This is a genomic window from Sphingomonas sp. Xoc002 (genome assembly GCF_050408055.1).
Lineage (GTDB): Bacteria > Pseudomonadota > Alphaproteobacteria > Sphingomonadales > Sphingomonadaceae > Sphingomonas > Sphingomonas yabuuchiae.
The window spans coordinates 227677-252915 of record NZ_CP191175.1 but is presented as its reverse complement, the minus strand read 5'-3'; the positions used below and the strand labels follow the sequence as shown (position 1 = coordinate 252915).

At 67.4% G+C, this 25239-nt stretch carries 22 protein-coding genes; 15 read left to right on the top strand and 7 right to left on the bottom strand.

The features are described from left to right. The first annotated feature begins 1 nt into the window (after position 1). The 11 genes from ACQR50_RS01180 (at position 2) to fliS (ending at position 9462) form a co-directional block, all read left to right on the top strand. Positions 2-1711: a flagellar hook-length control protein FliK gene (locus ACQR50_RS01180; RefSeq protein ID WP_428969490.1), complete on the top strand. Its 1710-nt coding sequence runs from the start codon at positions 2-4 to the stop codon at positions 1709-1711. Between the two features lie 10 nt (positions 1712-1721). Beyond that, positions 1722-2420: a flagellar basal body-associated FliL family protein gene (locus tag ACQR50_RS01175; RefSeq protein WP_428969489.1), complete on the top strand. Its 699-nt coding sequence runs from the start codon at positions 1722-1724 to the stop codon at positions 2418-2420. A gap of 3 nt (positions 2421-2423) precedes the next feature. Next, entirely contained in the window at positions 2424-3401 is a 978-nt protein-coding gene (locus ACQR50_RS01170) for a flagellar motor switch protein FliM (RefSeq protein ID WP_428969488.1), read from the top strand. Further along, positions 3398-3688, top strand: coding sequence for a flagellar motor switch protein FliN (gene fliN, locus ACQR50_RS01165; protein WP_042487397.1), 291 nt, complete (start codon positions 3398-3400; stop codon positions 3686-3688). The genes ACQR50_RS01170 and fliN overlap by 4 nt, the downstream gene beginning before the upstream one ends. A 7-nt stretch (positions 3689-3695) precedes the next feature. Next, positions 3696-4052: a FliO/MopB family protein gene (locus ACQR50_RS01160; protein ID WP_428969487.1), complete on the top strand. Its 357-nt coding sequence runs from the start codon at positions 3696-3698 to the stop codon at positions 4050-4052. Further along, positions 4049-4954, top strand: a complete 906-nt coding sequence (fliP, locus tag ACQR50_RS01155; protein WP_428969486.1) for a flagellar type III secretion system pore protein FliP — start codon at positions 4049-4051, stop codon at positions 4952-4954. Before ACQR50_RS01160 ends, fliP begins: the two co-directional genes overlap by 4 nt. A gap of 344 nt (positions 4955-5298) precedes the next feature. Next, the gene (fliQ, locus tag ACQR50_RS01150) at positions 5299-5568 is read left to right on the top strand and encodes a flagellar biosynthesis protein FliQ (protein ID WP_428969485.1); all 270 of its coding nucleotides are present in this window, start codon (positions 5299-5301) and stop codon (positions 5566-5568) included. Between the two features lie 2 nt (positions 5569-5570). Next, entirely contained in the window at positions 5571-6344 is a 774-nt protein-coding gene (gene fliR, locus ACQR50_RS01145; RefSeq protein ID WP_428969484.1) for a flagellar biosynthetic protein FliR, read from the top strand. Then, positions 6344-7471, top strand: coding sequence for an EscU/YscU/HrcU family type III secretion system export apparatus switch protein (locus ACQR50_RS01140; protein WP_056432304.1), 1128 nt, complete (start codon positions 6344-6346; stop codon positions 7469-7471). The genes fliR and ACQR50_RS01140 overlap by 1 nt, the downstream gene beginning before the upstream one ends. Positions 7472-7562: 91 nt before the next feature. Further along, positions 7563-9041, top strand: coding sequence for a flagellar filament capping protein FliD (gene fliD / locus ACQR50_RS01135; RefSeq protein WP_428969483.1), 1479 nt, complete (start codon positions 7563-7565; stop codon positions 9039-9041). A gap of 1 nt (position 9042) precedes the next feature. Beyond that, the gene (gene fliS, locus ACQR50_RS01130; protein WP_056432310.1) at positions 9043-9462 is read left to right on the top strand and encodes a flagellar export chaperone FliS; all 420 of its coding nucleotides are present in this window, start codon (positions 9043-9045) and stop codon (positions 9460-9462) included. A gap of 131 nt (positions 9463-9593) precedes the next feature. Here the strand turns inward: fliS and ACQR50_RS01125 are convergent, their stop codons facing one another. From ACQR50_RS01125 to argH, 5 genes are all read right to left on the bottom strand, one after another. Beyond that, positions 9594-10547, bottom strand: a complete 954-nt coding sequence (locus ACQR50_RS01125; protein ID WP_428969482.1) for a zinc transporter ZntB — start codon at positions 10545-10547, stop codon at positions 9594-9596. After that, positions 10544-11317, bottom strand: coding sequence for a precorrin-2 dehydrogenase/sirohydrochlorin ferrochelatase family protein (locus ACQR50_RS01120; protein WP_428969481.1), 774 nt, complete (start codon positions 11315-11317; stop codon positions 10544-10546). Before ACQR50_RS01120 ends, ACQR50_RS01125 begins: the two co-directional genes overlap by 4 nt. A gap of 142 nt (positions 11318-11459) precedes the next feature. Further along, on the bottom strand, positions 11460-12722 hold the full coding sequence (lysA, locus tag ACQR50_RS01115) for a diaminopimelate decarboxylase (protein ID WP_428969480.1): 1263 nt from the start codon (positions 12720-12722) through the stop codon (positions 11460-11462). Then, positions 12722-12958, bottom strand: coding sequence for a hypothetical protein (locus tag ACQR50_RS01110; protein WP_428969479.1), 237 nt, complete (start codon positions 12956-12958; stop codon positions 12722-12724). The genes lysA and ACQR50_RS01110 overlap by 1 nt, the downstream gene beginning before the upstream one ends. Beyond that, positions 12955-14322, bottom strand: coding sequence for an argininosuccinate lyase (gene argH, locus ACQR50_RS01105; protein ID WP_428970613.1), 1368 nt, complete (start codon positions 14320-14322; stop codon positions 12955-12957). The genes ACQR50_RS01110 and argH overlap by 4 nt, the downstream gene beginning before the upstream one ends. Positions 14323-14338: 16 nt before the next feature. Between argH and ACQR50_RS01100 the strand changes: the two genes are divergently transcribed. After that, a complete protein-coding gene (locus tag ACQR50_RS01100; protein WP_428969478.1) occupies positions 14339-14944 on the top strand; it encodes a TlpA family protein disulfide reductase in 606 nt (201 codons plus the stop codon). A 104-nt stretch (positions 14945-15048) separates the two neighbouring features. Here the strand turns inward: ACQR50_RS01100 and ACQR50_RS01095 are convergent, their stop codons facing one another. Next, entirely contained in the window at positions 15049-18036 is a 2988-nt protein-coding gene (locus ACQR50_RS01095) for a TonB-dependent receptor domain-containing protein (protein ID WP_428969477.1), read from the bottom strand. A 208-nt stretch (positions 18037-18244) separates the two neighbouring features. Between ACQR50_RS01095 and ACQR50_RS01090 the strand changes: the two genes are divergently transcribed. Both ACQR50_RS01090 and mdoH read left to right on the top strand, forming a co-directional pair. Next, positions 18245-19780: a glucan biosynthesis protein gene (locus ACQR50_RS01090; RefSeq protein WP_428969476.1), complete on the top strand. Its 1536-nt coding sequence runs from the start codon at positions 18245-18247 to the stop codon at positions 19778-19780. Next, entirely contained in the window at positions 19777-21576 is a 1800-nt protein-coding gene (gene mdoH / locus ACQR50_RS01085; protein WP_428969475.1) for a glucans biosynthesis glucosyltransferase MdoH, read from the top strand. The genes ACQR50_RS01090 and mdoH overlap by 4 nt, the downstream gene beginning before the upstream one ends. Positions 21577-21594: 18 nt before the next feature. Here mdoH and ACQR50_RS01080 read toward each other — a convergent pair whose 3' ends face one another. Next, positions 21595-22593 (bottom strand): ligase-associated DNA damage response exonuclease, encoded by a 999-nt coding sequence (locus ACQR50_RS01080; RefSeq protein ID WP_428969474.1) that lies wholly within the window; start codon positions 22591-22593, stop codon positions 21595-21597. A 19-nt stretch (positions 22594-22612) separates the two neighbouring features. On the opposite strand from ACQR50_RS01080, the gene ACQR50_RS01075 reads away from it, so the two are divergent. Continuing rightward, complete coding sequence (locus ACQR50_RS01075; protein WP_428969473.1) at positions 22613-25024, top strand: ligase-associated DNA damage response DEXH box helicase; 2412 nt, start codon at positions 22613-22615, stop codon at positions 25022-25024. The last annotated feature ends 215 nt before the right edge of the window (positions 25025-25239 follow it).

Sequence of the window (25239 nt, the reverse complement as noted above, 5' to 3'; positions counted from 1 at the left end):
CATGATGTCCTCCATCTCCTCGCTCACGCCCTCCGGCACCGCGTCCGCCCGCTCGGCAGCAGGGGGTGTTACCGGCGATCCGATGGCCTCCGCCTTCGCGATGCTCTTCGCGCTGATGCCCGGCATGGGCGATGCGCCGGGCTCGGACAGCGCCGAGGGCTCGACCAAGTCGGACGGCGATACGGCCAAGGACGGCAGCGCGACCGAAAAGGGCGGCAAGGACGTGCCGAGCGATGCCGCCGCCTTGCCGGTGATGCCGTTCGCGATCCCGACCGTCACGCTGGCCCCGCCCGAACCCATCGCGTCGCCGGTCACCGCGTCGGGCGCTTCGCCCGCGCCGATCACCACGCTTCTGGCCGCCATGCCGACCCTGCCGGACGCCGGGCCCGCCCCGACGACCGCAGCGGTGGCGACCGCTACTGCGACCGATGCGATCAAGACGCCGGTTGCGGCAGGCCAGCCGATCACTTTCGATCCGCTGAAGGCTGCCATGCCGGTACCCTCCGCTATGACGACGCCCGTCAAGGATGACGGGGTGCCCAAACAGTTGGTCACAACCAAACCCGCTGCATCGCCGACCATGACCATGCCGGATGTTCCGATGGCGACGCCATCCTATGCGACGCCCGCCAATGCCAGCTCGGTCGCTCCGTCCACGACGCGGCTCGATCCCGTCGCCATGATGCCTGACGACACGGCGCCAGGCACGGAGGCCATGACCGTGCAAACCACGCCTGTCCCTGCGATTCCCCGCGACGCTGTACCCAATATTCCGGTATCGACGCCCCTGGTGGCAACCCAGGCGCAGGCCTTCGCACCCCCGGTTGCGCGTGACACGGCACCGCCGGTCCCGACGTCGCGAGCGCCTGAAGCGACCGCACCCTTGACCGAGCAGGTCGTCCGTACCGCCGCGCCTGGGATCCCGCTGGCGATTCGCAGCGACGCTTTACCGACCCCGCTTCCGATCGAGAACACGCCCATCGCCCCCGCGAGCGATACCCCGCGTCCCGTATTCGCCCGGCCGGACACGCCCCTCCGCTTTGCGGTGGCGAACGGGTCCACGCCCGTGGTCGCGCCCCTGCCGATCCAGGCCCCTGCCCCGATCATCCAGGCGGGCCAGAGTGCATCCGCCATCCAGCTTTTCGGGACCGCGATGCGCGGCGAGCAGAGCTTCGACCCGCGCGCCGATCGCCGCAAGGACGACGCCACGCTGTCGGTCGACCCCGCGACGCTGACCCGCGCCGATTCGCTGACCGCCGCGCCGGTCGTCGCGACGACGGGGGCCGATCAGGCCCCGCTCGACATGACGCAGCATCACTGGCCGCAGGGGATGATCGACCGCATCGACCGGATGCGCGAGGACGCCGCCACCGCCGATACCCGTATCCAGCTGTCGCCCGACGCGCTGGGCGGCATCGCGGTGAACCTGCGCCATGAGGACGGCGCGACGCATATCCACTTCACCGCCGATCAGGCGCAGACCGCGTCCCTGCTCGCCGACGCCCAGCCGACACTGGCGCGACTCGCCGAGGAGAAGGGGATGCGCCTGGGCCAGACGGCGGTCGACATGGACCAATCGGGCATGGGCGGCGAGCGACAGGCGCCGCCGCGTCGCCCCGATCCCGTGATGCCGACCCGCCCCGCCTTTGCGGGCACCACCGCTTCCAGCGACGCCGGGGACCCGGCCGCCGCCTCCACCCGAATCGCCTGAGGAATGAACCATGAGTGACGCGAAGGAAACCGACGAAAAGGCGCCCAAGAAGAAGGGCAAGCTGGGCAAGATCATCGTGATGGTGGTCGGCGTGCTCATCCTGCTGGGCGGGGGCGTGGGCGCTGGCCTGTATGCCGCCAATTCCGGCCTGATCGGCGGCGGCGGCCATGCCAAGGAAGACAATGGCGAGGCCGAGGCCGAGGCCAAGCATCCCGGCCCCAAGCTGGTGCCCAAGTCCGAGCAGAAGCGCGCCGGCGCCGAGGGTGCGGAAGGCGGCGAAGGCGGTCATGGCGGCGGTGAAGGCGGTGGCGAGGGCGGCCATGGCGAAGGCGGCGGCGAGGCCCATGAAAACAAGGGCATGCCGACCCCGGTGGGCGATGGCGGCGAACGCTATGCGTCCAACTATTACGAGCTGCCCAAGGACTTCACCTCGAACATGCGCGACTCGGTGCATATCATCCAGGTGGGGCTGGCCATTTCGACGCCCTATGACGACACGGTCATCAACAACCTGAAGACCAACGACCTGGCGGTCCGTTCGGCCATCCTGATGACGCTGGGCGACGCCAATGAGGAAATGGTGTTTTCCAGCGAGGGCAAGCGCCAGCTGCAACGCAAGCTGGTCGACTCGATCAACGAGATTCTGCGGCAGAAGGAGGGATTCGGAGGCGTCGCTAACGTCTACTTTACCAATTTTGTTGTTCAGTGAGGCATGGTTAACGCCGCCCCTCAGGTTGAACGCCGCGAACGCGGTCGTGAACAGACCGCCGATCACGGCGTGCTGGGCACGGCCAAGCTCAATCCGTTCGGCGACCTTCATACGATGCAGCATCTGTCCGCGCGTCTCGCGCGGTCGCTGCGGGGGCTGTTCGAATCCCTTTTGCGTGAGGAACTGCGCTGCTGGGCGGAGCCGCTGGTCGTCCAGCGCTTCGCCGATTACCGGGCCGAGCGTGGCGACGGCCTGAGCGCGTGGCTGCCCATGGCGATGACCTCGCCCAGCGGCATCACCTCCGACGCCGAGGCGCTGATCGTCATCGATGGCGCATTCAGCCTGGCGATGATCGACCTGCTGTTCGGCGGCACGGGGGCCGTGCCCGACGTCCTGCCGCCCGAATTCTCGCCCGCCGCCGAGGCGATGGTGAGCCAGCTGGGCGACATGATGGCCGCGCCGCTTCGCGGTGCCTGGGAATCGCTGGCCCGGATCGACTTTCGCGCCGGTCATCCCGAAGCATCGCCCGCCATGCTGTCGGGCATCGAGGGCGACGACGCGATGATCGTCACCCGCTTCGGCATCGACGGCCGCAACCGCCGTCCGACCATGATCGACATCCTCTACCCCGTCAGCGCGTTGAAGCCGCATGGCTCCGCTTTGACCGGCAAGGTCGTCGACAAGCAGGCCGATGTCGATCCCACCTGGCGCGGCGACCTGACCCGCGCGGTGATGACGGTGCGCTTCCCGGTCCGCTCGGTGCTCGCCGAACCCGTCGTGTCGCTCAGCCGCCTGATGGAGCTGAAGATCGGCGACGTGATCCCGATCAGTTTCGGCCCGGAAGTGCCGGTGATGGTCGGCGGCGACCTGCTCGGCATGGGCACGGTCGGCACCGCCAATGGCCGCGCCGCCGTCCAGCTTACCTCGCTCAACCGGTCCATCGAAGGACTGGCCCGCGCTCACGAAGGATTCGAAGAATGAACGATATGGCCGGGGGCTTCCCCGTCGATACGTCGGTCGCGGCCAATTTCCGGCTGCTGCAGGATGTCGACGTCAAGCTGACCGTGGAGATCGGCTCGACCCAGCTGTCGCTGCGCGAGCTGCTGGCGCTGTCCGAATCGAGCGTGATCGAACTGGACCGTCAGGCCAACGAGCTGCTCGACGTGCTGGTCAACGGCACGCTGATCGGGCGCGGCGAAGTGGTGACGGTCGGCGACCGGTTCGGCGTGCGCCTGACCGAGCTGGTCAACCCCGACAAGCGCGGCTGATCCCTCCATGCTCTGGTCCTATATCCTGAAGCTGGTCATCCTGCTGCCGCTGATCTGCGGCCTGATGATCGGTTGCCTCTATCTCTGGCGCCGTCTGGAAAGCCGGATGCCGGGTCGCCCCGCCACGCGGCTGATCCATGTCCGCGAGACGATGATGATCTCGCCCGGCCTGCGCCTGGCGGTCATCGAGTTCGAGGGGCGCAACCTGCTCGTCTCGGTCGGGCGCGGCGGCGTCCAGCTGGTCGACAAGGTCGAGGGCAATGGGACCACGCCTGCTGCGCCGAACCCCGCGCCGCTGACGCCGACCACCCCGCGCCGCACCGATTTCGTCTCGCGCTTCGCACCCAAGAAGTTCGACCAATGAGCATTTCCGTGACTCGCCTGGGCACCGGCCCCGCGCTGATCCGCGCGCAGGACCGCGCGCGGGACCGCGCCTTGGGCCGTGACGTGCCGAAGCGCAGCCTGAAGCCGTTATGGATCCTGCTCGCCCTGCTGCTGGCGCTGGTCATCGCGATGCCCGCCTTTGCCCAGGCCGCGCCGGCCGCGGCTCCGGCGGCGGCTCCCGCACCAGGCGTCGGCGATGCGGTCGACCGCGCGCTGGGCCAGTTGGGCGGCGGCGCCAATGGCGGCTCGGGCTCGCTGAGCCTGTCGCTCCAGGTCCTGATCATCATGGGCCTGCTGACGATCCTGCCGGGCATCATCCTGATGATGACCAGCTTTACCCGGATCGTCATCGTGCTTGCCATCCTGCGCCAGGCGCTGGGCCTGCAACAGACGCCGCCGAACCAGGTGCTGATCGGCCTGTCGGTCTTCCTGTCGCTGTTCATCATGGCCCCGACGATCAGCCAGATGAACACCAACGCGATCGAACCCTATGCGCAAGGGCGCCTGCCCGGCACCGAGATGATCAAGGCCGCTGGCGCGCCGCTCCACGCCTTCATGGCCAAGCAGACGCGGGTGAAGGACGTGACGATGTTCGCCGAAATGGCGAAGTCCGGCCCCTATGCCAGCCCCAACGACATTCCCTATGCCGTGCTGCTGCCCGCCTTCGTCACCTCCGAGCTGAAGACCGCGTTCCAGATCGGCTTCCTGATCTTCCTGCCCTTCATCGTCATCGACCTGGTCGTCGCCACCGTGCTGATGGCGCTGGGCATGATGATGCTGTCGCCGTCGATCATATCGCTGCCCTTCAAGCTGCTGCTGTTCGTGCTGGTCGATGGATGGGCGCTGACCATGGGCAGCCTGGCGAACAGTTTCGCGACGTAGGTACTTTTTCCCCTCTCCCCTGGACAGGGGAGAGGGTTAGCGGAGCTTGCCAGCGTGCTGGCTAGCGCAGCTTGGGTGAGGGGTTGAGCGAGCCTCCGGCTCGCGCGCGCGTTACGCGCGCCCACCCCTCACCCAGCTCCGACTAAGCCTTTGCTTTTGCAAAGGCCAAGTCTGCGCAACCCTCTCCCCTCTATGAGGGGCGAGGGAGGAATAGGAGTAGGACTTCACCCTGCGAAACAGCCGACCAGGCAGGCCTTCGTTAACCATTTTCGCCGATAATTCGCATCAGCCTGAGCGACACCGAAGGCGACGGAAAACACCCCATTCGGGACCAAGACCGCATCATGGACACCCAATATTTCCTGACGCTGGCCAACCAGAGCATGTGGGTGCTGGCGCTCGCCGCCGCGCCGATCCTGGTGCCGGTGCTCGTCTCGGGTCTGGTGATCGGCATGATCCAGGCCGCGACCTCGATCAACGAACAGACCCTGTCGTTCGTCCCCAAGCTGATCGTCGTCGCCGTCTCGATCCTGATCTTCGGCAGCCTGATCGTCGGACTGCTCAGCGACTTCATGGTCAGCATGTTCGAGCGCATTCCCGATCTCGTGAAGTAACCATGCTCGGCTTCGGCCTCTCGATCGAGCCGCAGGCTTGGGCGATCCTGTTCCTGATGATCCGCATCGGGGCCGCCTTCATCACCGCGCCCGTGTTCGGCGCGGTGTCGATCCCCCTGCCCGTGCGGGTCAGCCTGGCCGGTGCGATCGCCTTTCTGGTGAACTCGGTCCATCCGGTCGTGCCGCCGCCTATCATCTTCTCGGTCCCCACGATCATGTCGGTCGCGGCCGAGGCGATCGTCGGCCTGGCGCTGGGCCTGATCCTTCAGATCGCCTTTACCGCCCCCCTGGTCGCCAGCGAGCTGATCGGCGGGTCGATGGGGCTCAATTTCGCCACGACGGTCGATCCGCTCAACGGCCGGTCGAGCCAGGCGCTGGGCCAGTTCTTCACCGTCATGCTGACGCTGTTGTTCCTGTCGGTCGACGGCCACCTCGTCCTCGTCGAGACGATCGTGAAAAGCTATGAGGCGCTGCCGCCCGGACAGGCCTGGATGGCCCCGGCGCAGTTCAAGGCGATCGCGCTGTTCGGCGGCTATGCCTTTCTGGCCGGGCTGCTCCTGGCGCTGCCGGTCGGTTTCCTGCTGCTCTGCCTGAACCTCGTCATGGGCATGATGAGCCGCGCCGCGCCCTCGCTCAATCTCTTCTCGGTGGGCATGCCCGCCGCGCTGACCATCGGCGTCATCACCATCGCCGTCGCCTTCCCGGCGATGGGCGACTATATGCTCGTCATCATCCGCGAGGCGCTGGCCGCCACCGAGACATTGGTGATCGGCTGATGTCGGAGGGCGGCGAAAAGACAGAAGCCCCAACCCAAAAGCGCCGCGACAAAGCGCGCGAGGACGGGCAGATCCTGCGCAGCCGCGACCTGGCGGCGGCCCTGGTTATGATGGCGGGTATCGCCTGGCTGATGTTCGCGGGCCCCACCTTGCTGGGCGCGTGCAAGGCGGTGATGGCGACCAGCTTCCAGTTCACCCATGCCGATGTCGAGGATTTCGAGCCGTTCCGCCCCCTGCTGGAGGCGGGGGGCAAGCTGTGGCCGTCGCTCGCCTCGCTGTTCGCGGTCACGATCGTTGCGACCATCGCGTCGCAGGCGGGCCTCGGCTCGCTCCAGTTCAATCCCAAGGCGATGGCGCCCAAGCCGTCCAAGCTGAACCCCGCCTCGGGCCTGAAACGCATCTTCGGCGCGCATGGCTGGATCGAACTCGGCAAGTCGCTGCTCAAGGTCGTGCTGCTCGGCGCGCTGGGCGCGTATATGCTCTGGAAATCGTCGCGTACGACCTTGGGGCTGGCACAGTCGGACCTGAACGGCGCGATCGGATCGCTGGGCGGCACCTTCATCACCATCCTGCTGGTCATGGGCTTCGGCCTGATCCTGATCGCCGGGTTCGACGTGCCTATCCAGATCATCCAGCTCTTCTCCAAGCTCAAGATGACCAAGCAGGAGGTCAAGGACGAGCATAAGGAAAGCGAAGGCAACCCGGAGGCCAAGGCGCATATTCGCGGCAAGCAGCGCGAGATGTCGCGCCGGGCGGTGCGCGCGGCGGTGCAGGAGGCGCATGTCATCCTGACCAACCCGACCCATTTCGCCGTCGCCCTGCGTTACGACCGGGGGCAGGACGAGGTGCCGGTGGTGGTCGCCAAGGGACGCGGCGCGACCGCGCTGGCCATCCGCGAACTGGCGGCCGAGCTGGATACGCCGGTGCTGGAATATCCGCAGCTCGCCCGCGCCGTCTATTACACCAGCCGCGAAGGCCAGGAGGTGCGCGCCGACCTGTATCAGGCGATCGCCGTCGTGCTCGCCTTCGTCTTCGGCCTCAATGCGGGCGCGGGCGGCACGTCGCAGCCGCCGGTGGAAGTCCCGGTGGGCGCCCGCTTCGACGAGAACGGCGTCGAGCAGCCATGATGCGTCTCGCTCCCCGCCATTCGTCGCATCCCCCTAAAGCCCGGCGGCCCGCGGTCGTTAAGCATGGCAAGCGCGCGCCGGAGTATCGTCGATGACCACCGTTTCCTCGAGTACATCGTCCAATACCACGACGAACTCCTCCAGCTCGACGAGCTCGAGCAATACGGCGCAGAATGCGACGAAGACCGCCGCCCAGCAGCTATTCAACTCGTTGCAGGCGGGTTCGGGCATCGACCTGTCGACGGTCGTCCCCTCGCTGATCGAGGCGCAGTTCGCCGCCAAGACCGCGGCGCTCAAGGCGCAGTCGGACACGCTGACCGCGCAGGTTTCGAGTGTGTCGTCGATCAAGAGCGCGATCACCGATTTCGCCTCCGCGCTGGCCTCGCTGGCGAGCGGGGGAACGCTGGCGACTCAGGCGACCAGCTCCGACCCCTCGACCATGAGCGTGACGACGGCGGCGGGCGCCAAGCTGGCGGGCATGTCCAAGTCGATCACCGTCAATGCGCTGGCCAGCGCGCAGGTGTCCTCGACCAAGGCGTCCTTTTCCAAGACGGCCTCGCTGGGCACCGGCAGCCTGTCGATCAAGGTCGGATCGAAGGACGCCGTGTCGGTATCGTTCGGCACCGACGACTCGACGCCCGACCTGCTGGCGGCCAAGATCAATGCCGCCAATACCGGCATCACCGCATCGGTCGTCACCGATGCCAGCGGCAATGCCTTCCTGTCCTTCACCGGGGCCACCGGCAAGGACAACAGCTTCACCATCACCGCGACGGAAGGCGATACGGCGGGGCTCGCCCGGCTGAACGTCGGCAACGGCGCGACCGGCACCGCCACATCGTCGACCGCCGCCAATGCCAGCATCACGATGGACGGCGTCACCGTCGAGCGGGCCAGCAATACCGTCAACGACCTGGTGCCCGGCGTGAACATGACCCTGTCTGCGGCGTCGACCAAGCCGCTGACGCTGACCGGCACCAGCCCCAGCGCGGCGCTCAGCACCGTCGTGTCCAACTTCGTCTCGACCTATAATGACAATATGAGCGCGCTGAACAAGGCGATCGACCCGATCACGGGCGATCTGCGCGCCGATCCCGCCGCGCGTTCGCTGGCCCAGACGATGCGCACGCTGACCACCACCAAGCTGGTGCCTGGCAACGATACCGATCTCGGCCCCAAGACGCTGGCCGATCTGGGCGTCAGGACCGAGAAGGACGGCACGCTGACCATCGACCAGACGCAGCTGTCCAAGGCGCTGTCGACCTATCCCGGTTCCGTCGAGAAGATGTTCCAGGCCAGCGGCGACAATCTGATCGGCCTGTCGGCGCGGATGAACAGCATCCAGCTGTCGGCGACCAGCAGCGTCTATGGCCTGACCGCGTCGTACAGCAACCTGACACAGGCGCAGAAGGATCTGGCGGATCAGCAGAGCCGCCTGTCCGACAATCGCGAACGGGCCAGCGACGCGCTGACCGCGCGTTTCGCGGCGATGAACAGCCGCGTGTCGGCCTATAAATCGGCACAGGGTCTCATGGATCAGCAGGTCAAGATGTGGACGAAGAGCAACTGATATGACCTATGCCTCCGCCCTTCTGACCGATCCCGCCGCCGTCTATCGCCAGATCGACGTGGTCGGTCGCACCGCCATGGCCGACGGCCCCGCGCTGGTGCAGCTCCTCTATGAGGAACTGATCTCCGCGCTCCGCTCCGCCGCCTGGGCGACCGAGCACGGCCAGCTCGCGCGCAAGAGCGAGCGGGTGACGCGCGCCACCGCCATCCTGTTCGCGCTGGAGGCGGGCTTGGATTTCGAGAATGGCGGCGAGATGTCGATCACCTTCGCCCGCCTCTATGGCGGCGCGCGCAAGCAGATCGTGGACGCCTCGCTGGGCCAGGACGCGCAGATCTTCCGCAACGTCGCGGCCAGCATCGCCGACATCGCGGAGGCATGGGAAACCGTGCGCAAGATGAACGCGCCGAAAAAGGGCAACTGAGTCCGGCCATTCCCTCCGTCCGTTCGGCCTGAGCGAAGTCGAAAGCCACGCGATGACGGGGGTGATTGGCGAAGCGCCGGGCGTACGCATCGACCTCGCTCAGCGCGAACGGCCGTAGGGCAAGGTGGAATCTACCGCCGGAACCAGTGTTTCCGGACGAAGTAGATCACGATCCCCGCCGCGATCAGCGCGCAGGCTCCCAGGATCGCATCGAAGGCCCAGGGTTCCTCGGCATAGGGCAGGTTCTTGACGTTCATCCCGTAAAGCCCGGTGATGAAGGTCAGCGGCAGGAACACCATCGCCACGATCGAGATGACGAGCCCGCGATTGTCGATCTGCTCGGCCCGCATGTCGGTCAGCGTTTCGTGGACCAGCGCGGCGCGTTCGCGGATCGACTCCAGCTCCTCGGCCATGCGCGCCGCGCGGTCGGCGGCGGCGGACAGGTGCAGCCGGTCGTCATCGGCCAGCCAGTCGCCGGGCAGCGCCGCCAGCTTCTCCAGCGCCGCGCGCTGCGGATTGAGGAAACGGCGGTAACCGATCGCGGCGACGCGCACCCGGCTGACCGTGCGGCGCAGCTGGAAGACGCGGTGTTCGTCCAGCTGCTCCTCACAACTGTCCAGCTCGTCGCCCAGACCCGCCACATCGGGATCGAGATCGTTGGTGATGGCGGTGGCGAAGGCGGTGATCAGGTCGCCCGGATCGGCGATGGTGCCGCCCTCCACCTCCTTGCGGACCGTATCGACCGCCAGCAACGGGCGGCGGGTGACCGAGTAGACGCGGCCCTTCATCGCCCAGATCCGCACCGAGGCGAGCATGTCCGATCCGTCGAGCGGCGCGCTGCTGCGCCCGCGCAGGTTCAGGAACGCCCCCTCGCCCACCGCCTCGCAGCGCGGGCGGGTCTCGGCGGCGGTCAGCGCGTCGATGACGTAATCGGCCAGATGCGCCGAATCGCGCAGCCAGCGCTGCGCCACCGCGTCATTGGTCTCCAGATGCACCCAGACCAGCCGTGCCTTGGCCTCCACCGCCGCGCGGATCGGGATCGCCTCGGCCTGGCCGCCATCGATGCCATAGGCGAAGCCGGTCATGCGCCGCCGCCCATGGCCAGGTCGACGATCTGTCCCTCGCCCGGCTCGACAGGGAGCGCGTCGCTCTCGATCCGGACTGCATCGGCGCGGGCCCGGTCGAGGATCGCGGGCGGCACATCGGCGCGGTGATAGACCCGGTCGGCCGCCGCCAGCGCGCGCGCTTGCCGCAGGGTCAGGTCGTCGGGGTCGGTCGAGGTCAGGACGAACGCCTCGACCCCGGCGGCGGGGCGGGCCGCACCGGCCAGCCAGCCCGCGACATCCGTATGGCCCGCCAGCGGGTCGAGCGCACCACCGGGCGACAGCGCCGCACCGATGGCCCGCCGCCGCTGCGCGCCATCGGGAAAGCGCGCACGCAGGCCCGCACGCGCCGCATACAGACCTTCGGCAAGCGTCCCCAGTCCGGCGGGCAGGATCGTCTCCAGCCGCTGGCGCAGCGCCGCCGCGAGTCCCGCCGACACGCCGCCGGTGCCGATCGCAACGATGACCGGCCCGCGTTCGACGATGGCGGGCAGCGTAAAGTCGCACGCCGCAGGCCGATCGACCGCGTTGACCAACACGCCGCGCGCCTTCAGCCGCGCGATGGCGGCTTGCGCCTCGTCCTCATCCTCGATGGCGACGATGGCGAGCGCGGCCTGCGCCTCCTCGCCGACGACCAGCGCCCCGGCGCGGTCGAGCAGGCGGCGCTTGGCCTCGGCCGGTTCGCCCTCGCCGAGCAGGATGACCGGGCGCCCGCCCAGCCGGACGAACAAAGGCAGGCTGGCAAGGCTCACCCATTCCTCCCCAAGCTATGCCTGGGGAGGGGGACCGCCGCGAAGCGGTGGTGGAGGGGTAGATGTCCCCGGCCCCTCCACCACGCCCTGCGGGCGCGGTCCCCCTCCCCATCGAAGACGGGGAGGAATGGGGCGGCAGGCATCACTTCTTCAACCACTCCGGCACGCGCTCGGCGGCGATGATCGTCTCGGCAGCGATACGGTCGGCGACGACGGCGAAGCGGTCGCCCTCGACCATGACTTCGGGCACCAGCGGACGGCTGTTATAGGTCGACGCCATGGTCGCGCCATACGCACCCGCCGTGCGGAACACGGCGAGGTCGCCCGACTTCACCGCGTCGATCTCGCGGTTCATGCCGAAGGTATCGCCCGTCTCGCACACCGGCCCCGCGATATTCGCCATCATCGTCTCGCCGGTCGGCTTTACCGCGACGAAGTCATGATGCGCGTCGTAGAGCGCAGGGCGCATCAGGTCGTTCATCGCCGCATCGACGATGACATACGGATTGGCGACGCCGGGCTTCACCCAGACGACTTCGGTCGCCAGCACCCCGGCATTGCCCGCGATCACCCGGCCCGGCTCGAACATCAGCTCGACATCCCAGTCCTTCGTCACGCGCGCCACCATCTCGCCATAAGCGGCGGGTGCAGGCATCACGTCGCCCGGCTTGTACGGCACGCCCAGGCCACCGCCCAGGTCGACGCGGCTGATCCGGTGCCCCGCCCCGCGAAGCTCGGCGACCAGCTCGCCGACGCGCTTATAGGCGGCCTCCAGCGGCGCGAGATCGCCCAGCTGGCTGCCGATGTGGCAGGCAACGCCCTTCAGGTCGATGCCGGGCAGACTCGCCAGACGGTCGAACATGCCGAGCGCCTGGTCGATCGGCACGCCGAACTTGTTCTCCTTGCGCCCCGTGGAGATCTTGGCATGGGTGCCCGCATCCACGTCCGGGTTCACCCGCAGCGTGGCGGGCGCGACGAGGCCGCGTGCGTGGGCCAGCTCGGCGAGGACCGCGCCCTCTTCTTCCAGCTCCAAATTGAACTGGCCGATCCCGGCCTCCAGCGCCGCAACCAGCTCGGCGCGGGTCTTGCCGACACCCGAGAACACGATGTCCTCGGCCTTCATCCCCGCCGCCAGCGCCCGGCGCATCTCGCCGACCGAGACGACGTCTGCGCCATAGCCTTCATCGGCCAGCACGCGCAGCACGGCGATGTTCGGGTTCGCCTTGATCGCATAGGCCAGATGCACGCGCGGCAGGGCGCTCAGCCCCTCGCGGAACACCTGCGCATGACGGCGGAAGGTCGAGGCGGAGTAGATATAGACCGGCGTGCCGACTTCGGCGGCGATCCGGGATACGGGCACGTCCTCCACATGGAGTTCGCCGTTCGAAAAGTGAAAATGGTCCATCAGCGGGGGGGCAAATCAAATTCGTCCGAACGCCGATCCTGCGACTGGGTCATCAGTTCGTCGGAGCGTTGCGGGCGTTGTTGGGGGGTGGCCGTCAGCAATTGCTGCGGCGTCGGGGTCGCGGTGGCGCCGCGCGGCGCGACCGGCAGGCTCTCGCCCTTGGCCGGTTGCAGCCGGTTGGCCGCACCACAGCCGGTCAGCGCCAGCGCGACCAGCAGGGGGATGGCGGGCTTCATGCCCGCAATCCCCGCGCGGTCGCGATCGCGGCACGGACATTGGCGGGCGCGGTGCCGCCGAAGCTGACCCGGCTGGCGACCGAGGCATCGACCGACAGCACGTCATAGATGCTCTCGTTGATCCGCGCATCGATGCCGGTCAGGTCGTCGATCGACAGCTGGTGCAGCATCACGCCCTTCTCCTCGGCGAGCTTCACCGCGCGGCCGGTGATGTGATGCGCCTCGCGGAAGGGGATCCCGCCGACACGGACCAGCCAGTCGGCCAGGTCGGTCGCGGTCGAGAAGCCCGCCTCCGCCACCGCGCGCATCCGCTCCGTCCGGAACGTCGCGCTCTGGACCATGCCGGTCATCGCCGCGATCGACAGCGCCAGCAGGTCGTGTGCCTCGAACACCGGCGGCTTGTCGTCCTGCATGTCCTTGGAATAGGCGAGCGGCAGGCCCTTCATCGTGACCATCAGGCTGGTCATGCAGCCCATGATCCGCCCCGCATGGCCGCGCACCAGCTCGGCCGCGTCGGGGTTGCGCTTCTGCGGCATGATCGAGCTGCCGGTCGACCATTGGTCGGACAGCGCAACGAAGCCGAAGGGCTGCGACGCCCAGAGCACGAACTCCTCGGCCAGCCGCGACAGGTGCAGCGAGCAGTTGGTCGCCGCCTGGAGATAGTCGATCGCGAAGTCGCGGTCGCTGACCGCATCGAGCGAATTGCGCGTCGGCTCGTCGAAGCCCAGCGCTTGCGCCGTCATGTGGCGGTCGACCGGAAAGCCCGTCCCCGCCAGCGCTGCCGAGCCCAGCGGACACTGGTTCATTCGGGCCCGCGCCGCGACGAAGCGGCTGGCATCGCGCACGATCATCTCGTGATAGGCCATCAGGTGATGACCCAACGTCACCGGCTGCGCCGACTGGAGGTGCGTGAAGCCCGGCATCACGCTGTCGGCATGGTCCTCGGCCCGCGTCAGCAACGCGTTCCGCAACGCGCCGAGCGCCGCCAGCGTCTCGTCGATCGCATCGCGCACCCACAGGCGGAAATCGGTCGCCACCTGGTCGTTGCGCGACCGCGCGGTGTGCAGACGCCCCGCGACCGGGCCGATCAGCTGGGCCAGCTTCGCCTCGGTCTGCATATGGATGTCTTCGAGGGTCAGGTCCTCCGACACGCCGTTGGCGGCATAATCCTCGGCCACCTGGTCCAGCCCGGCGGAAATCGTCGCGGCGTCCTCGGCCGAGACGATGCCCTGTTTGCCCAGCATCGCGACATGCGCTTTCGACCCGGCGATGTCCTGTTTCCACAATCGCTTGTCGAAGGGGATGGACGCGTTTATCTCGCGCATCACCGCGGCGGGACCTTCTGCGAAGCGCCCGCCCCACATTGCGTTGGAGCCGCCCATGTCGTCGCGTACCGTGATCGCCTGTCTCCTAGGGCTGATGGTCGCCGGGTGCGATAAGCAAAGCCCCGCCCCGGAGCAAGCCGCCAACACCTCCAGCGGAGAAGTTTCGAGCGGCGAAGTCACCAGCGGCGAGGCGTCCGGCACGTCCGCCATGGAGGCGCCCAAGCCCACGGGCGCGGTCGACCGCAGCCACAAGGGCGAGGCCGCGCCGCTGCTGCCCTTCACCGCCATGGACGGCAAATCGACCAGCCTCGCCGATTTCCGGGGGCGGCCGGTGCTGGTCAACCTCTGGGCGACCTGGTGCGGGCCGTGCGTCGCGGAAATGCCGACCCTCGCCGCCACCGCCCAGCGGCTGAAGGGCAAGATCGCGGTGATCGCGGTTGCCCAGGACGACATGGCCAAGGTCAAGCCGTTCCTGGCGGGCAGGAAGCTGGACGCGCTGCCCATCTATCTCGACCCGAAGCTGACCCTGAGCGTCCATTACAAGGCCAATCTGCCGACCACGATCCTCTATGGCGCGGACGGTAAGGAGGTCTGGCGCGTGACCGGCGGCTTCGACTGGGCCGGGGCGGAAGCGACCAAGCTGCTCGACGAAGCGAAGTAAGCAGGCCCCCCCATAAAAAAGTCCCGCCCGGGGTGAACCGGACGGGACAGGCTGGGGTAAAATGGTTTGAACCGGGGGCGGCACTCGACCGCCCCCTTTTCGCATCAGAACTCCGCCGTCAGGCCGATGAACACGGTGCGCCCCACCGCGTCGTACATGCCAGGATAGGTGTTGCCGTTGCCGAACGCGGCCAGCAGGCCCTGCGCGATGATCGGCGGATCCCGGTCGAACAGGTTGTTCACGCCGGCGCGGAAGATGATGCCGTCCTGCACCTTGGCCGTGCCCGCCAGATCGAAGTAATTGTACGTCTTGATCCGGCTGTTGAAGATCGACGGCGTGCCCGCCAGGTTCGGGTCGGTCGAATTGTTGGTCAGCTTGGTCGGGCCGATATAGCGCCAGTTGAGCGAGATCGATCCGACCTTCGCCGCATCGGTCCAGGTGAAGCGCGACTGGTGCCGCCATTCCGGCATGGGCTGGCCACAGGTCGGGCCGAAATAGCCGACGCAGTCGAAGGAGCCGAGGCCGGGCACCGGCTCGTTCACCATCTTGCGGTTCCAGGTGCCCTGGAAATCGACGGCGAGCGAACCCGCGCCGCCCAGCGGCTGGGAATAGCTGAGGCCGAAATCGACGCCCGAGGTGCGCAGCGAGCCGGTATTTTGCGTCGTCGAGACGATATAGCCCTGGTCGCCGAAGATGATGCCGCCGCGCGGATCACGCTTGAACAGGTTGCAGAAGAACGGATTGCCGGTCGCGATGCACTGGCTGATCGTCTGCGGCACCGAAATCGAGCTGATATAGTCCCGCACCCGGATGTCGAAATAATCGACCGTCAGCGACAGGCGGCGCAGGAAGGTCGGGGTGAACACGATGCCCGCCGTATAGGTGTCGGCGGTTTCGGGGCGAAGCGCGGGATTGCCGCCGAACTGCGCGGTGCAGGTTTCCGCCGGACAGTCGGTGATGCGGCCATATTGCGCCTGGGTCACGCCGGTGCGGGCGCACTGGGCGAAGGTCGCGGTCGGCGTCGCGGTGGCGCAGGGGTCCTGTGCGCTGACGTTGCCGTTGAACTGCGGCCCGAACAGCTCGGACACATTGGCGGCGCGGATCGCGCGGTTATAGCTGCCGCGCAGGCGGATATCGCTGCTCGGCGCCCAGGACAGCTCGGCCTTGTAGGTCGAGACGATCTTGGACAGGTTGGAATAGTCCGATCCGCGATAGCCCGCGTTCAGCGCCAGCTCCTTGACGAAGGGCTTGTTCTGGATCAACGGCACTTCGATTTCCGCGAACACCTCGTTCACGTCGAAACGGCCCTGGGTTTCCTTGGTGCCCTTTTGCAGCGCCAGCGCGTCGGCCTTGAACTCCAGGCTCTCGTACCGATGCTCGACGCCCAGCACCACGCCGATGCCGTCGTCCGACCAAGGCGACTTGACGCCGTACGTGCCCAGGTCCGCGCTGATGTTGCCGCTGAGCACCGTTTCGCGGTCGACGCCGCGGGTCGAGGTCGGCGCATAGATATAGCCGAACGCCGCGTCCGAAATGCCGTTATAGCGGAAGATGTCGAGCGGCACGCACTGCGGGTCGCTGCCGTCGATCACCGACTTGCAGGTCGGGGTACCGTTGACGTTGACGACCTGGATGCCGCGATTGGCGCGCGACGGGTCGATGTCGTTCTCATAGGTCTCGTTGTAGAGAACCGTCGAGAACAGCGCGTTGGCGTCATAGCGGATACCCGGCGCGATCTCACCGCGCACGCCGCCGGTGACGCGGAAATCGGTATGGCGCAGGTCGTCGCGACGCGGACGGGCGTTCCCGGCCACCGGGCGATAGCCGATATAGGCCTGTTGGGTCGCATTGGTGCCATAGGCGTTGCCGCACAGGATCTGGCCCTGCTGCGCGCTCAGGAACGGATTGTCGCAGTTGATCGAGTAGGTATAGCCCTGGAACAGCGCGGACGGGGCGACCTGTGAATTGGTATGGTCGTCCATGAACATGAAGCTGCCATAGGCTTCGATGGCAGGCGAAATTTCATATTTGGCAAAGGCGCCCGCCGTGTAGCGTGTGTCGTTGCGCTGGAAATAGTTCAGCGGCGCATAATTGTAGCGGAAGCTGGAGTCATAGGGCACCCAGGTCCGGTTGCCGTCGCGGGTGTTGTTGAACCGGCCCGCATCGGCGTTCGGCCCGGTGATCGGGTCGAACAGGCCGTACTGGTTGTTGCTGGATCCGCCGCAGGTCAGCGTCGAATTGCCCGTCCCCGCCGGATCGAAGGCGCAGGACGACACGTCGCGGTCGCCCTGCAGCACCGGCTTGGTGTCGCGATAGCCGAAATAGGCGGTCACGTTACCGCGACCGTCGGGGAAGTTGGTGCCGAACGCGACGTTCACGTCCAGCTTCTGCCCGTCCAGGATCATCGGCTGGGCCAGGCGATAATTGGCCTGGCTCTGCACACCCCGCGCGAACGCGTTGTCGTTCTGGTGCTGGGCAAAGCCGTACTGGATATCCGTGCGCACGCCGTCCAGGTCGTCGCGCAGGATGAAGTTGACGACACCCGAAATCGCGTCCGAGCCATAGACCGCCGACGCGCCGCCGGTGACGACGTCGACCCGCTTGATGAGCGCGGCGGGGATGAAGTTCAGGTCGTTGGCCTGCACCGGCAGCATGCGCTGGCCGTTGACGAGCACGAGGTTCCGGTTGCTGCCCAGGTTGCGCAGGTTGACGCGCGCGGTACCGTCCGACCCGTTGGAGCCATTCTCGTTCGCGTCCGGCGTCACCTGCGGCAGGCGGTTCAGCACGTTTTCGACCTGGATCGCACCCTGAAGGCGGATTTCGGTCGCATCGACGACCGTCAGCGGGCTGTTGCTGGTGAAATTGGGACGCTGGAGGCGAGTGCCGGTGACGACGATACCCTCGCCCTCGACGGCAGGATTGCCATCCGAAACCTGTGCCGCATCGGGCGGGCAGGGCTGGTCCGGCAGGCAGCGTGTGTCCTCGCTCTGGCCAGCAGCCTTCTTCACCTGCGCCTGGACCGGCGAAACCGAAAGCAATGCGATCGCAATCGCGCCAGCCGAACAGGCCAGTCGCGTGTAATTTCCATTCATTGATGGACCCCTCTTGATCTTATTCTTGCTACATGACCAAAAAACTACCTTTCGTCAAATATAATATACTTTCTTCAGATTAGCGGTGGAACCGCTTGTGATCGTGCCCCGGCAACCGATCGCCGCATGCTGCGTTGCACAATCAGCCGGATTTCGCGCAGCCGTGATGCGCGCTCCGCTCCGAGCGTTACGGGAGATGCTGAAGCCGATGATGCAGGCCAACCGTCGAGAACTGGTCGCGGCGCTTGCCGTTCTGGGTCTGACCCCGACCGCCGCCGCCCGTGTCGCCGCGCAGGGAAGCGGCGGAGGCGCGTCGCCGGGCGCGCCCAAGCCCTTTTCCTGGGCCGCGCTGCAAGCCCAGGCCGAGGCGCTGGCGCGGCAGCCCTACCGGGCCCCGGCCAAGGTCGCGGCGGCCGAAGCCATCGGCTATGACGCGGTCGGCACCATCCGCTACCGTGACGACCGGACGCTGGCCGGGGGCATCCGGCTGTTCCCGCTGGGGCGTTATGCGCCCATCCCGATCGGCATCCACATCGTCGAGAATGGCCAGGCCCGCGCCGTGCCCTTCTCCCCCTCGCTGTTCACTGCCGAGGCGGGCCATGCGCCGCCGCTGGGCATTGCCGGGTTCCGCGCGATGACGGCGGACGGGAAGAGCGACTGGCTCGCCTTTCAGGGTGCGTCTTATTTCCGCACCGCGGGCGTGCAGGACCAATATGGCCTGTCGGCGCGAGGCATCGCGATCGACACCGGCATCGACGGGCGCGAGGAATTTCCCGCCTTCACCGATTTCTGGATCGAGCGGACGGGGGCGCAGGGCTATACCGTTTATGCGCTGCTCGACGGACCGAGCGTCAGCGGCGCGTACCGGATCGAATCGACCAAGGGTACAAGCGGCGTCGAGCAGCGCGTATCCGCCGTCCTGTTCTTCCGCAAAGACGTGGAACGGCTGGGCATCGCGCCCGCGACCAGCATGTTCTGGTATGGCGAGGGCAATCGCGCCGCCGCGCGCGACTGGCGGCCCGAGATCCATGATTCGGACGGACTGGCGCTGCTGACCGGTGCTGGCGAGCGGCTGTGGCGGCCTCTGGTCAATCCACCCCGCCCGACCCTCGACAGCTTCGCCGACACCAATCCGCGCGGCTTCGGCCTGCTCCAGCGCGACCGGAACTTCGACCATTATCAGGATGACGGCGCCTTTTACGACCGTCGCGCGAACCTGTGGGTGCAGCCGCAGGGCGATTGGGGGCGTGGGCAGGTGATGCTCTATGCCTTCCCCACCGCGAGCGAGACGGTCGACAATATCGTCGCCTTCTGGAACCCCGCCGACGCGCCCAGAGCGGGGCAGAAGCGGCAGTTCGACTATCGCCTGAGCTGGGGCTCCACCGACCCGACGGTGGTGCCCGGCATCGCCCATGCGGTCGACAGTTGGACGGGCGATGCCGGTCGACCGGGTGCCGAGCCGACACCGGGCGCGCGCAAGCTGGTCGTCGATTTCACCGGCCCCGCCCTGGCCGGGCTCGACCGGCAGAGCGGCGTCACCGCCGACATTTCCGTCACACGCGGCAGATTGCTGGCCCAGGCCGCCTATCCGGTCGTCGGCCAGTCGAACCGCTGGCGCGTGACCGCCGATATCGCGCCCGAAGGACCGCCCAATGGAGGGGGACCCGCCGATGTCCGCCTCTATCTGAAGCAGCAGGCCAGGGCGCTGAGCGAGACGGTATTGATGCCCGTCTTCCTGCCATGACCGACAGCCCCGCGATGATGCCGCCGCCCGCGCCGCTGATCATGGCGGTCCAGCGATTCGACGGCCTGCCGCCGCCGCACACGGCGCCCGAGCCGCGCGAGGGCGTCAACCTGTCACCCGACGATATCCTGACGCGTCGCCTGCTCTTGGTACTCCTCACCGGATTGCTGGCGACGGCCGCCTCCGCCTCGGTCAAGGAGGCGTTGCTGAGCGACGGGTTCGAACTGCTCGACGGACTGTTGCTGCTGCTGTTCTTTCCGCTGTTCGCCTGGATCTCGTTCGGGTTCGTGACGGCGGCGATCGGCTTCGTGCTGCTGATCTCGCGTGCGCATCCCGGCATCACGCCTGCGCCCAAGGGGGCCGCGCCACCGACCGCGCGGACGGCGGTGCTGGTCCCGGTGCATAATGAGGATGTCGACGCCGTGTTCGACCGGATCGCCCGCATGGCCGTGATGATCGACCGCGCTGGCGCCGCCGACCGCTTCGCCTTTTTCGTGCTGTCCGATTCGGGCGAAGCGGCGGAGGCGGAGGAACGCGCCGCGTGGGAACGCCTCGCCCCCCGGCTAGGCGTGCCGCTCCATTATCGCCGCCGGACCGAGAATAAGGGCCGCAAGCCGGGCAATGTCGCCGAGTGGGTCCGCAATTACGGCGGCGGATACGACTTCATGCTGATGCTCGACGCCGACAGCCTGATGGGCGGCGACACGATCGTCGGCATGGCGCAGATCATGGAGCAGCGCCCCTCGATCGCGCTGTTGCAGACGGTGCCGATGATCATCGGCGCGACGACCTTCTTCCAGCGCTGGATGCAGTTCGCCAGCCGCTTCTACGGGCCGATCTCGACCGCCGGGCTGGTCTGGTGGTCGGGGTCGGAATCGACCTTCTGGGGCCATAACGCGCTGATCCGGATCAAGGCCTTTGCCGAGAGTTGCGGCCTGCCCGACCTGCCCGGACGCCCGCCCTTCGGCGGCACGATCATGAGCCACGACATGGTCGAGGCGGCGCTGCTCCGGCGGCGCGGCTGGCGGCTGCACATGCTGATGGTCGAGGACAGTTTCGAGGAGTTTCCGCCAACCCTGATCGACCAGGCGGTGCGCGACCGGCGCTGGGCGCAGGGCAATATCCAGCATCTGAAACTGCTGGGTGCGAGCGGTTTCCACTGGATCAGCCGGTTGCAGCTGCTGATCGGCGCCACCGCCTATCTGATGTCGCCCGCCTGGCTGATCCTGATCGCCACCTCGATCGCGCAGAGCCTGTCCGACGATGCCGCAACGGTCCATGCCGTCACCTCGGCGCGGGTGCTGGCGGTGACGCTGGTCCTGCTGTTCGGGCCCAAGATCCTCAGCATGATCTGGGCGATGGCGGACCGCGACCGCCGGGCGAGCTATGGCGGGGTGCGCGGCATCCTGTCCTCGGTCGCGCTCGACGTGCCGCTGTCGATCCTGACCGCGCCTGTGATCGCGCTGACCCAGACGATCGACCTGATCAACATCGTGCGCGGCAAGCCTTCGGGCTGGAACCCGCAGAGCCGGGTGCGCGACGGGCTGGCGGCGGCGGACGCGATGCCGCGCTATCGCTGGCATCTGGGGGTCGGCGCGGTGTTGGTGATCGTGTCGTTCCTGAACCCGATGCTGGGGGCATGGCTGTCGCCGGTGACTCTGGGGCTGTTGCTGTCGCCCTGGCTGGCGATGGAGACGGCGAAGGTCCGGCCGGGCGAGCGACTGGCGAAGAAGGGCGTGTTCGCGGTGCCGGGGTCGGAGGTGGCCGAGCCGGTTCGGCCTTTGGCTCTGGCGTAGGCCCAGCGCTAAAGCCGCTCAATCATCCTCATCCTCGAACCCCACCAGCGCCAGGGCCCGCGCCTTCATCTGCCGCGTCTCGCACCAATGCACCAAAGCCTCCTCCCGGCCATGCGTCACCCAGACCTCGCGCGGGGCGATCTCGGTCAGCGTCTGGGTCAGCTCGTCCCAATCGGCATGGTCGGACAGGATCAGCGGCAGCTCGACATTCTTCTGCCGCGCGCGCTGACGCACCCGCATCCAGCCGCTGGCCATCGCCGTGATCGGATCGGGCAGCCGCCGCGACCAGCGATCGTTGAGCGCGCCGGGCGGACACATCACGACATGCCCGGCCATCTCCGCCTTGGGCGTGTCCGCCACCATGCGCAACTCGCCCAGATCGACGCCCAGTTCCTGATAGAGCGCGCATAGCCGCGCCAAAGCGCCGTGCAGATAGATGGGCGCGTCATGCCCGCGCACGCGAAGTTCGGCGATCACCCGCTGCGCCTTCCCCAGGGCATAGGCACCGACCAGCACGCAGCGTGTCGGATTGGCGTGGAGGCGGGCGATCAGCTTGTCGATCTCGTCACCGGTCTCGGGATGGCGGAAGACGGGCAGTGCGAAGGTCGCCTCGGTAACGAAGACGTCGCACTTTACCGGCTCGAACGGCGTGCAGGTCGGGTCGGCGCGGCGCTTATAGTCGCCCGACACCACCACCCGCTCGCCACGATAGTCGAGCACGATCTGCGCCGATCCCAGCACATGGCCCGCGGGCACGAAGCTGACGTCCACCTCGCCCAGCCGGATCGTCTCGCCATAGCCCACGCCGACGCCGTTCTGCGGGCCGTAGCGCGCTGCCATGATCGCCAGCGTATCGGGTGTCGCCCAGACCGTGCCGTGCCCGCCGCGCGCATGGTCGGCATGGCCATGGGTCACCAGCGCCTTGGCCTCGGGTTCGGAGGGATCGACCCACACATCGGCGGGGGCCACGTAAATCCCATGTTTATGGGGCTGTATCCAGTCGCCGAGCTTGACCATGATACCTATATCCTTCGGGATGCCCCCCGGTTCCCTTCCCTCCGCCCTGACCGACTGGTTCGCCGCCAAGGGCTGGTCGCCACGCACCCATCAGCTGGCGATGCTGGAGGAAGCCCGCGCAGGCCGCCACGCGCTGCTGGTCGCGACGACGGGCGCGGGCAAGACGCTGGCGGGATTCCTGCCGACGCTGACCGAACTGATCGAGCAGCCGAGCGAGGGGCTGCACACCTTGTATGTCTCGCCTTTGAAGGCGCTGGCGGTCGACATCCGCCGCAACCTCGTCACGCCGATCGAGGAGATGGGCCTCGACATCCGCGTCGAGACACGCACTGGCGACACCTCGTCGGACAAGAAGGCGCGGCAGCGGGTGAAGCCGCCGCAGATTCTGCTGACCACACCCGAATCGCTGTCGCTGCTGCTCAGCTACCCGGATGCCGTGACGATGTTCGCCGGGCTGAAGACCATCGTCGTCGACGAGGTCCACGCCTTCGCCACCGGCAAGCGCGGCGACCTGCTGTCCCTGTGCATGGCGCGGTTGCAGCGGCTTTCCCCCGATCTGCGCCGCGTCGCGCTGTCGGCGACGGTGACGGACCCCGACGGCTATCGTGCCTGGCTGGCGCCCGATGGCGATATCGATGCGGTCGGCCTCGTCACCGGCGAGCCGGGCGCGCCGCCGGATATCTCGATCCTGCTGCCTGAGGATCGCGTGCCCTGGGCGGGCCATTCGGGCCGCTATGCCGCAGCCCAGGTCATGCGGGTGATCGAGGCGAACCGGACCACCATCCTCTTCTGCAACACGCGCAGTCTGGCCGAGCTGATCTTCCAGGATTTGTGGAAGGCCAATGACAAGAGCCTGCCGATCGGCGTCCATCACGGCTCGCTCTCGCTGGAAGCCCGCCAGAAGGTGGAAGCCGCGATGGCGGACGGCAAACTCCGCGCGCTGGTCGCGACCGCCAGCCTCGACCTCGGCGTCGACTGGGGCGATGTCGACTGCGTGATCCAGATGGGCGCGCCCAAGGGCTCGTCGCGGCTGCTCCAGCGGATCGGTCGCGCCAACCACCGGCTGGACGAATCGAGCCGTGCGATCCTGGTCCCCGGCAACCGCTTCGAATATCTGGAGGCGCGCGCCGCGCTCGATGCGGTGGAGGCCGGCGAGCTGGACCCCGACATCTTCCGCCAGGGCGCGCTCGACGTGCTGGCGCAGCATGTCATGGCCTGCGCCTGTGCCGCGCCGTTCGAGCAAGACGCGCTGCTGGACGAAATCCGCTCGGCCATGCCCTATTCGGCGCTGGACGACGAGACGTTCGACCGGGTGCTGCGCTTCATCGCGGACGGCGGCTATGCCTTGCGCGCCTATGACAAGTTCAAGCGGCTGGTCCAGCAGCCGGACGGGACGTGGCGCGTCACCCATCCGCAATTCGTCGCGCAGCATCGCCTGAACGCCGGGATCATCGTCGAGGCGACGATGCTGAAGGTGCGCTTCCGCAACGGTCGCCAATTGGGCCGGGTGGAGGAGGGTTTCGCCGCGACGCTGGCGCCGGGCGACACCTTCTTCTTTGCTGGTTTGAGCCTGGAGGTGGAATCGATCGACGGCGAGGATTTGATCGTCCGCGCCACTTCGCGCCCCGCCCGCATCCCGACCTATGGCGGCAGCCGGATGCCGCTGTCGACCAGCCTCGCCGACCGGGTACGGGAGTTTCTGGCCGACCGGCGTGCCTGGGACCGCTTTCCCCCGGACGTGCATGACTGGCTGGAGATGCAGGACCGTCGCTCGGTCCTGCCCCGCCCCGGCCAGTTACTGGTCGAGACCTTCCCTCGCGAGGGGCGGCATTACATGGTCGCCTATAGCTTCGAGGGGTGGAATGCGCACCAGTCGCTGGGGATGCTCATCACCCGGCGGATGGAGGCGCAGGGGCTGAAACCGCTGGGCTTCGTCGCCAGCGACTATGCTCTGGCCTGTTACGGGCTGGAGAAGGTGACCGACCCGGCTAGCCTGTTCTCGCCCGACATCCTCGAAAACGAGTTCGTCGACTGGGTGCAGCAATCGCACCTTCTGAAACGGGCATTCCGCGAAGTCGCGGTGATCGGCGGGCTGGTCGACCGCCAGCATCCCGGCAAGCGCAAGACCGGGCGGCAGGTGACCTTTTCGACCGACCTGATCTACGACGTGCTGCGCAAATACGAGCCCGGCCATCTGCTGCTCCAGGCGGCGTGGGACGATGCGCGGGCGCGGATGACCGATGTCGGGCGGCTGGCGAACCTGCTCGACCGGGCGGGGGGCACGATGCTGCATGTCGATCTGGAGCGGGTGAGTCCGCTGGCGGTGCCGGTGCTGGTGCTGATCGGCCGCGAAAAGGTGTCGACCGGGAGCGCGGACGACGATCTGTTGATCGAGGCGGAGGCGCTGGCGGCGGAGGCGATGGGGGAGTGAGGTGAAGCCTTGCCCTCACCTCTTGCCGCTCCCCTCCCGCAGGCGGGAGGGGATGGGGGAGGGAAAGCCGCAGGCGACAGGCTCTGCGAGACACCCTGCCCTCCCCAAACCCCTCCCGCCTGCGGGAGGGGCTTAAGACGGAAAGGCCGCAATTCGATCACCCTGATCGCATCAAAAATGTTGCATTGCCCATCCCTACCACGCAAATCTGATAT

What these genes read in the sequence shown, in the direction of transcription:
- ACQR50_RS01180 (WP_428969490.1), top strand. Translation starts at nt 2, where the DNA reads ATGATGTCCTCCATCTCCTCGCTCACGCCCTCCGGCACCGCGTCCGCC.
- ACQR50_RS01175 (WP_428969489.1), top strand. Translation starts at nt 1,722, where the DNA reads ATGAGTGACGCGAAGGAAACCGACGAAAAGGCGCCCAAGAAGAAGGGC.
- ACQR50_RS01170 (WP_428969488.1), top strand. Translation starts at nt 2,424, where the DNA reads ATGGTTAACGCCGCCCCTCAGGTTGAACGCCGCGAACGCGGTCGTGAA.
- fliN (WP_042487397.1), top strand. Translation starts at nt 3,398, where the DNA reads ATGAACGATATGGCCGGGGGCTTCCCCGTCGATACGTCGGTCGCGGCC.
- ACQR50_RS01160 (WP_428969487.1), top strand. Translation starts at nt 3,696, where the DNA reads ATGCTCTGGTCCTATATCCTGAAGCTGGTCATCCTGCTGCCGCTGATC.
- fliP (WP_428969486.1), top strand. Translation starts at nt 4,049, where the DNA reads ATGAGCATTTCCGTGACTCGCCTGGGCACCGGCCCCGCGCTGATCCGC.
- fliQ (WP_428969485.1), top strand. Translation starts at nt 5,299, where the DNA reads ATGGACACCCAATATTTCCTGACGCTGGCCAACCAGAGCATGTGGGTG.
- fliR (WP_428969484.1), top strand. Translation starts at nt 5,571, where the DNA reads ATGCTCGGCTTCGGCCTCTCGATCGAGCCGCAGGCTTGGGCGATCCTG.
- ACQR50_RS01140 (WP_056432304.1), top strand. Translation starts at nt 6,344, where the DNA reads ATGTCGGAGGGCGGCGAAAAGACAGAAGCCCCAACCCAAAAGCGCCGC.
- fliD (WP_428969483.1), top strand. Translation starts at nt 7,563, where the DNA reads ATGACCACCGTTTCCTCGAGTACATCGTCCAATACCACGACGAACTCC.
- fliS (WP_056432310.1), top strand. Translation starts at nt 9,043, where the DNA reads ATGACCTATGCCTCCGCCCTTCTGACCGATCCCGCCGCCGTCTATCGC.
- ACQR50_RS01125 (WP_428969482.1), bottom strand. Translation starts at nt 10,547, where the DNA reads ATGACCGGCTTCGCCTATGGCATCGATGGCGGCCAGGCCGAGGCGATC.
- lysA (WP_428969480.1), bottom strand. Translation starts at nt 12,722, where the DNA reads ATGGACCATTTTCACTTTTCGAACGGCGAACTCCATGTGGAGGACGTG.
- ACQR50_RS01110 (WP_428969479.1), bottom strand. Translation starts at nt 12,958, where the DNA reads ATGAAGCCCGCCATCCCCCTGCTGGTCGCGCTGGCGCTGACCGGCTGT.
- argH (WP_428970613.1), bottom strand. Translation starts at nt 14,322, where the DNA reads ATGTGGGGCGGGCGCTTCGCAGAAGGTCCCGCCGCGGTGATGCGCGAG.
- ACQR50_RS01100 (WP_428969478.1), top strand. Translation starts at nt 14,339, where the DNA reads ATGTCGTCGCGTACCGTGATCGCCTGTCTCCTAGGGCTGATGGTCGCC.
- ACQR50_RS01095 (WP_428969477.1), bottom strand. Translation starts at nt 18,036, where the DNA reads ATGAATGGAAATTACACGCGACTGGCCTGTTCGGCTGGCGCGATTGCG.
- ACQR50_RS01090 (WP_428969476.1), top strand. Translation starts at nt 18,245, where the DNA reads ATGATGCAGGCCAACCGTCGAGAACTGGTCGCGGCGCTTGCCGTTCTG.
- mdoH (WP_428969475.1), top strand. Translation starts at nt 19,777, where the DNA reads ATGACCGACAGCCCCGCGATGATGCCGCCGCCCGCGCCGCTGATCATG.
- ACQR50_RS01080 (WP_428969474.1), bottom strand. Translation starts at nt 22,593, where the DNA reads ATGGTCAAGCTCGGCGACTGGATACAGCCCCATAAACATGGGATTTAC.
- ACQR50_RS01075 (WP_428969473.1), top strand. Translation starts at nt 22,613, where the DNA reads ATGCCCCCCGGTTCCCTTCCCTCCGCCCTGACCGACTGGTTCGCCGCC.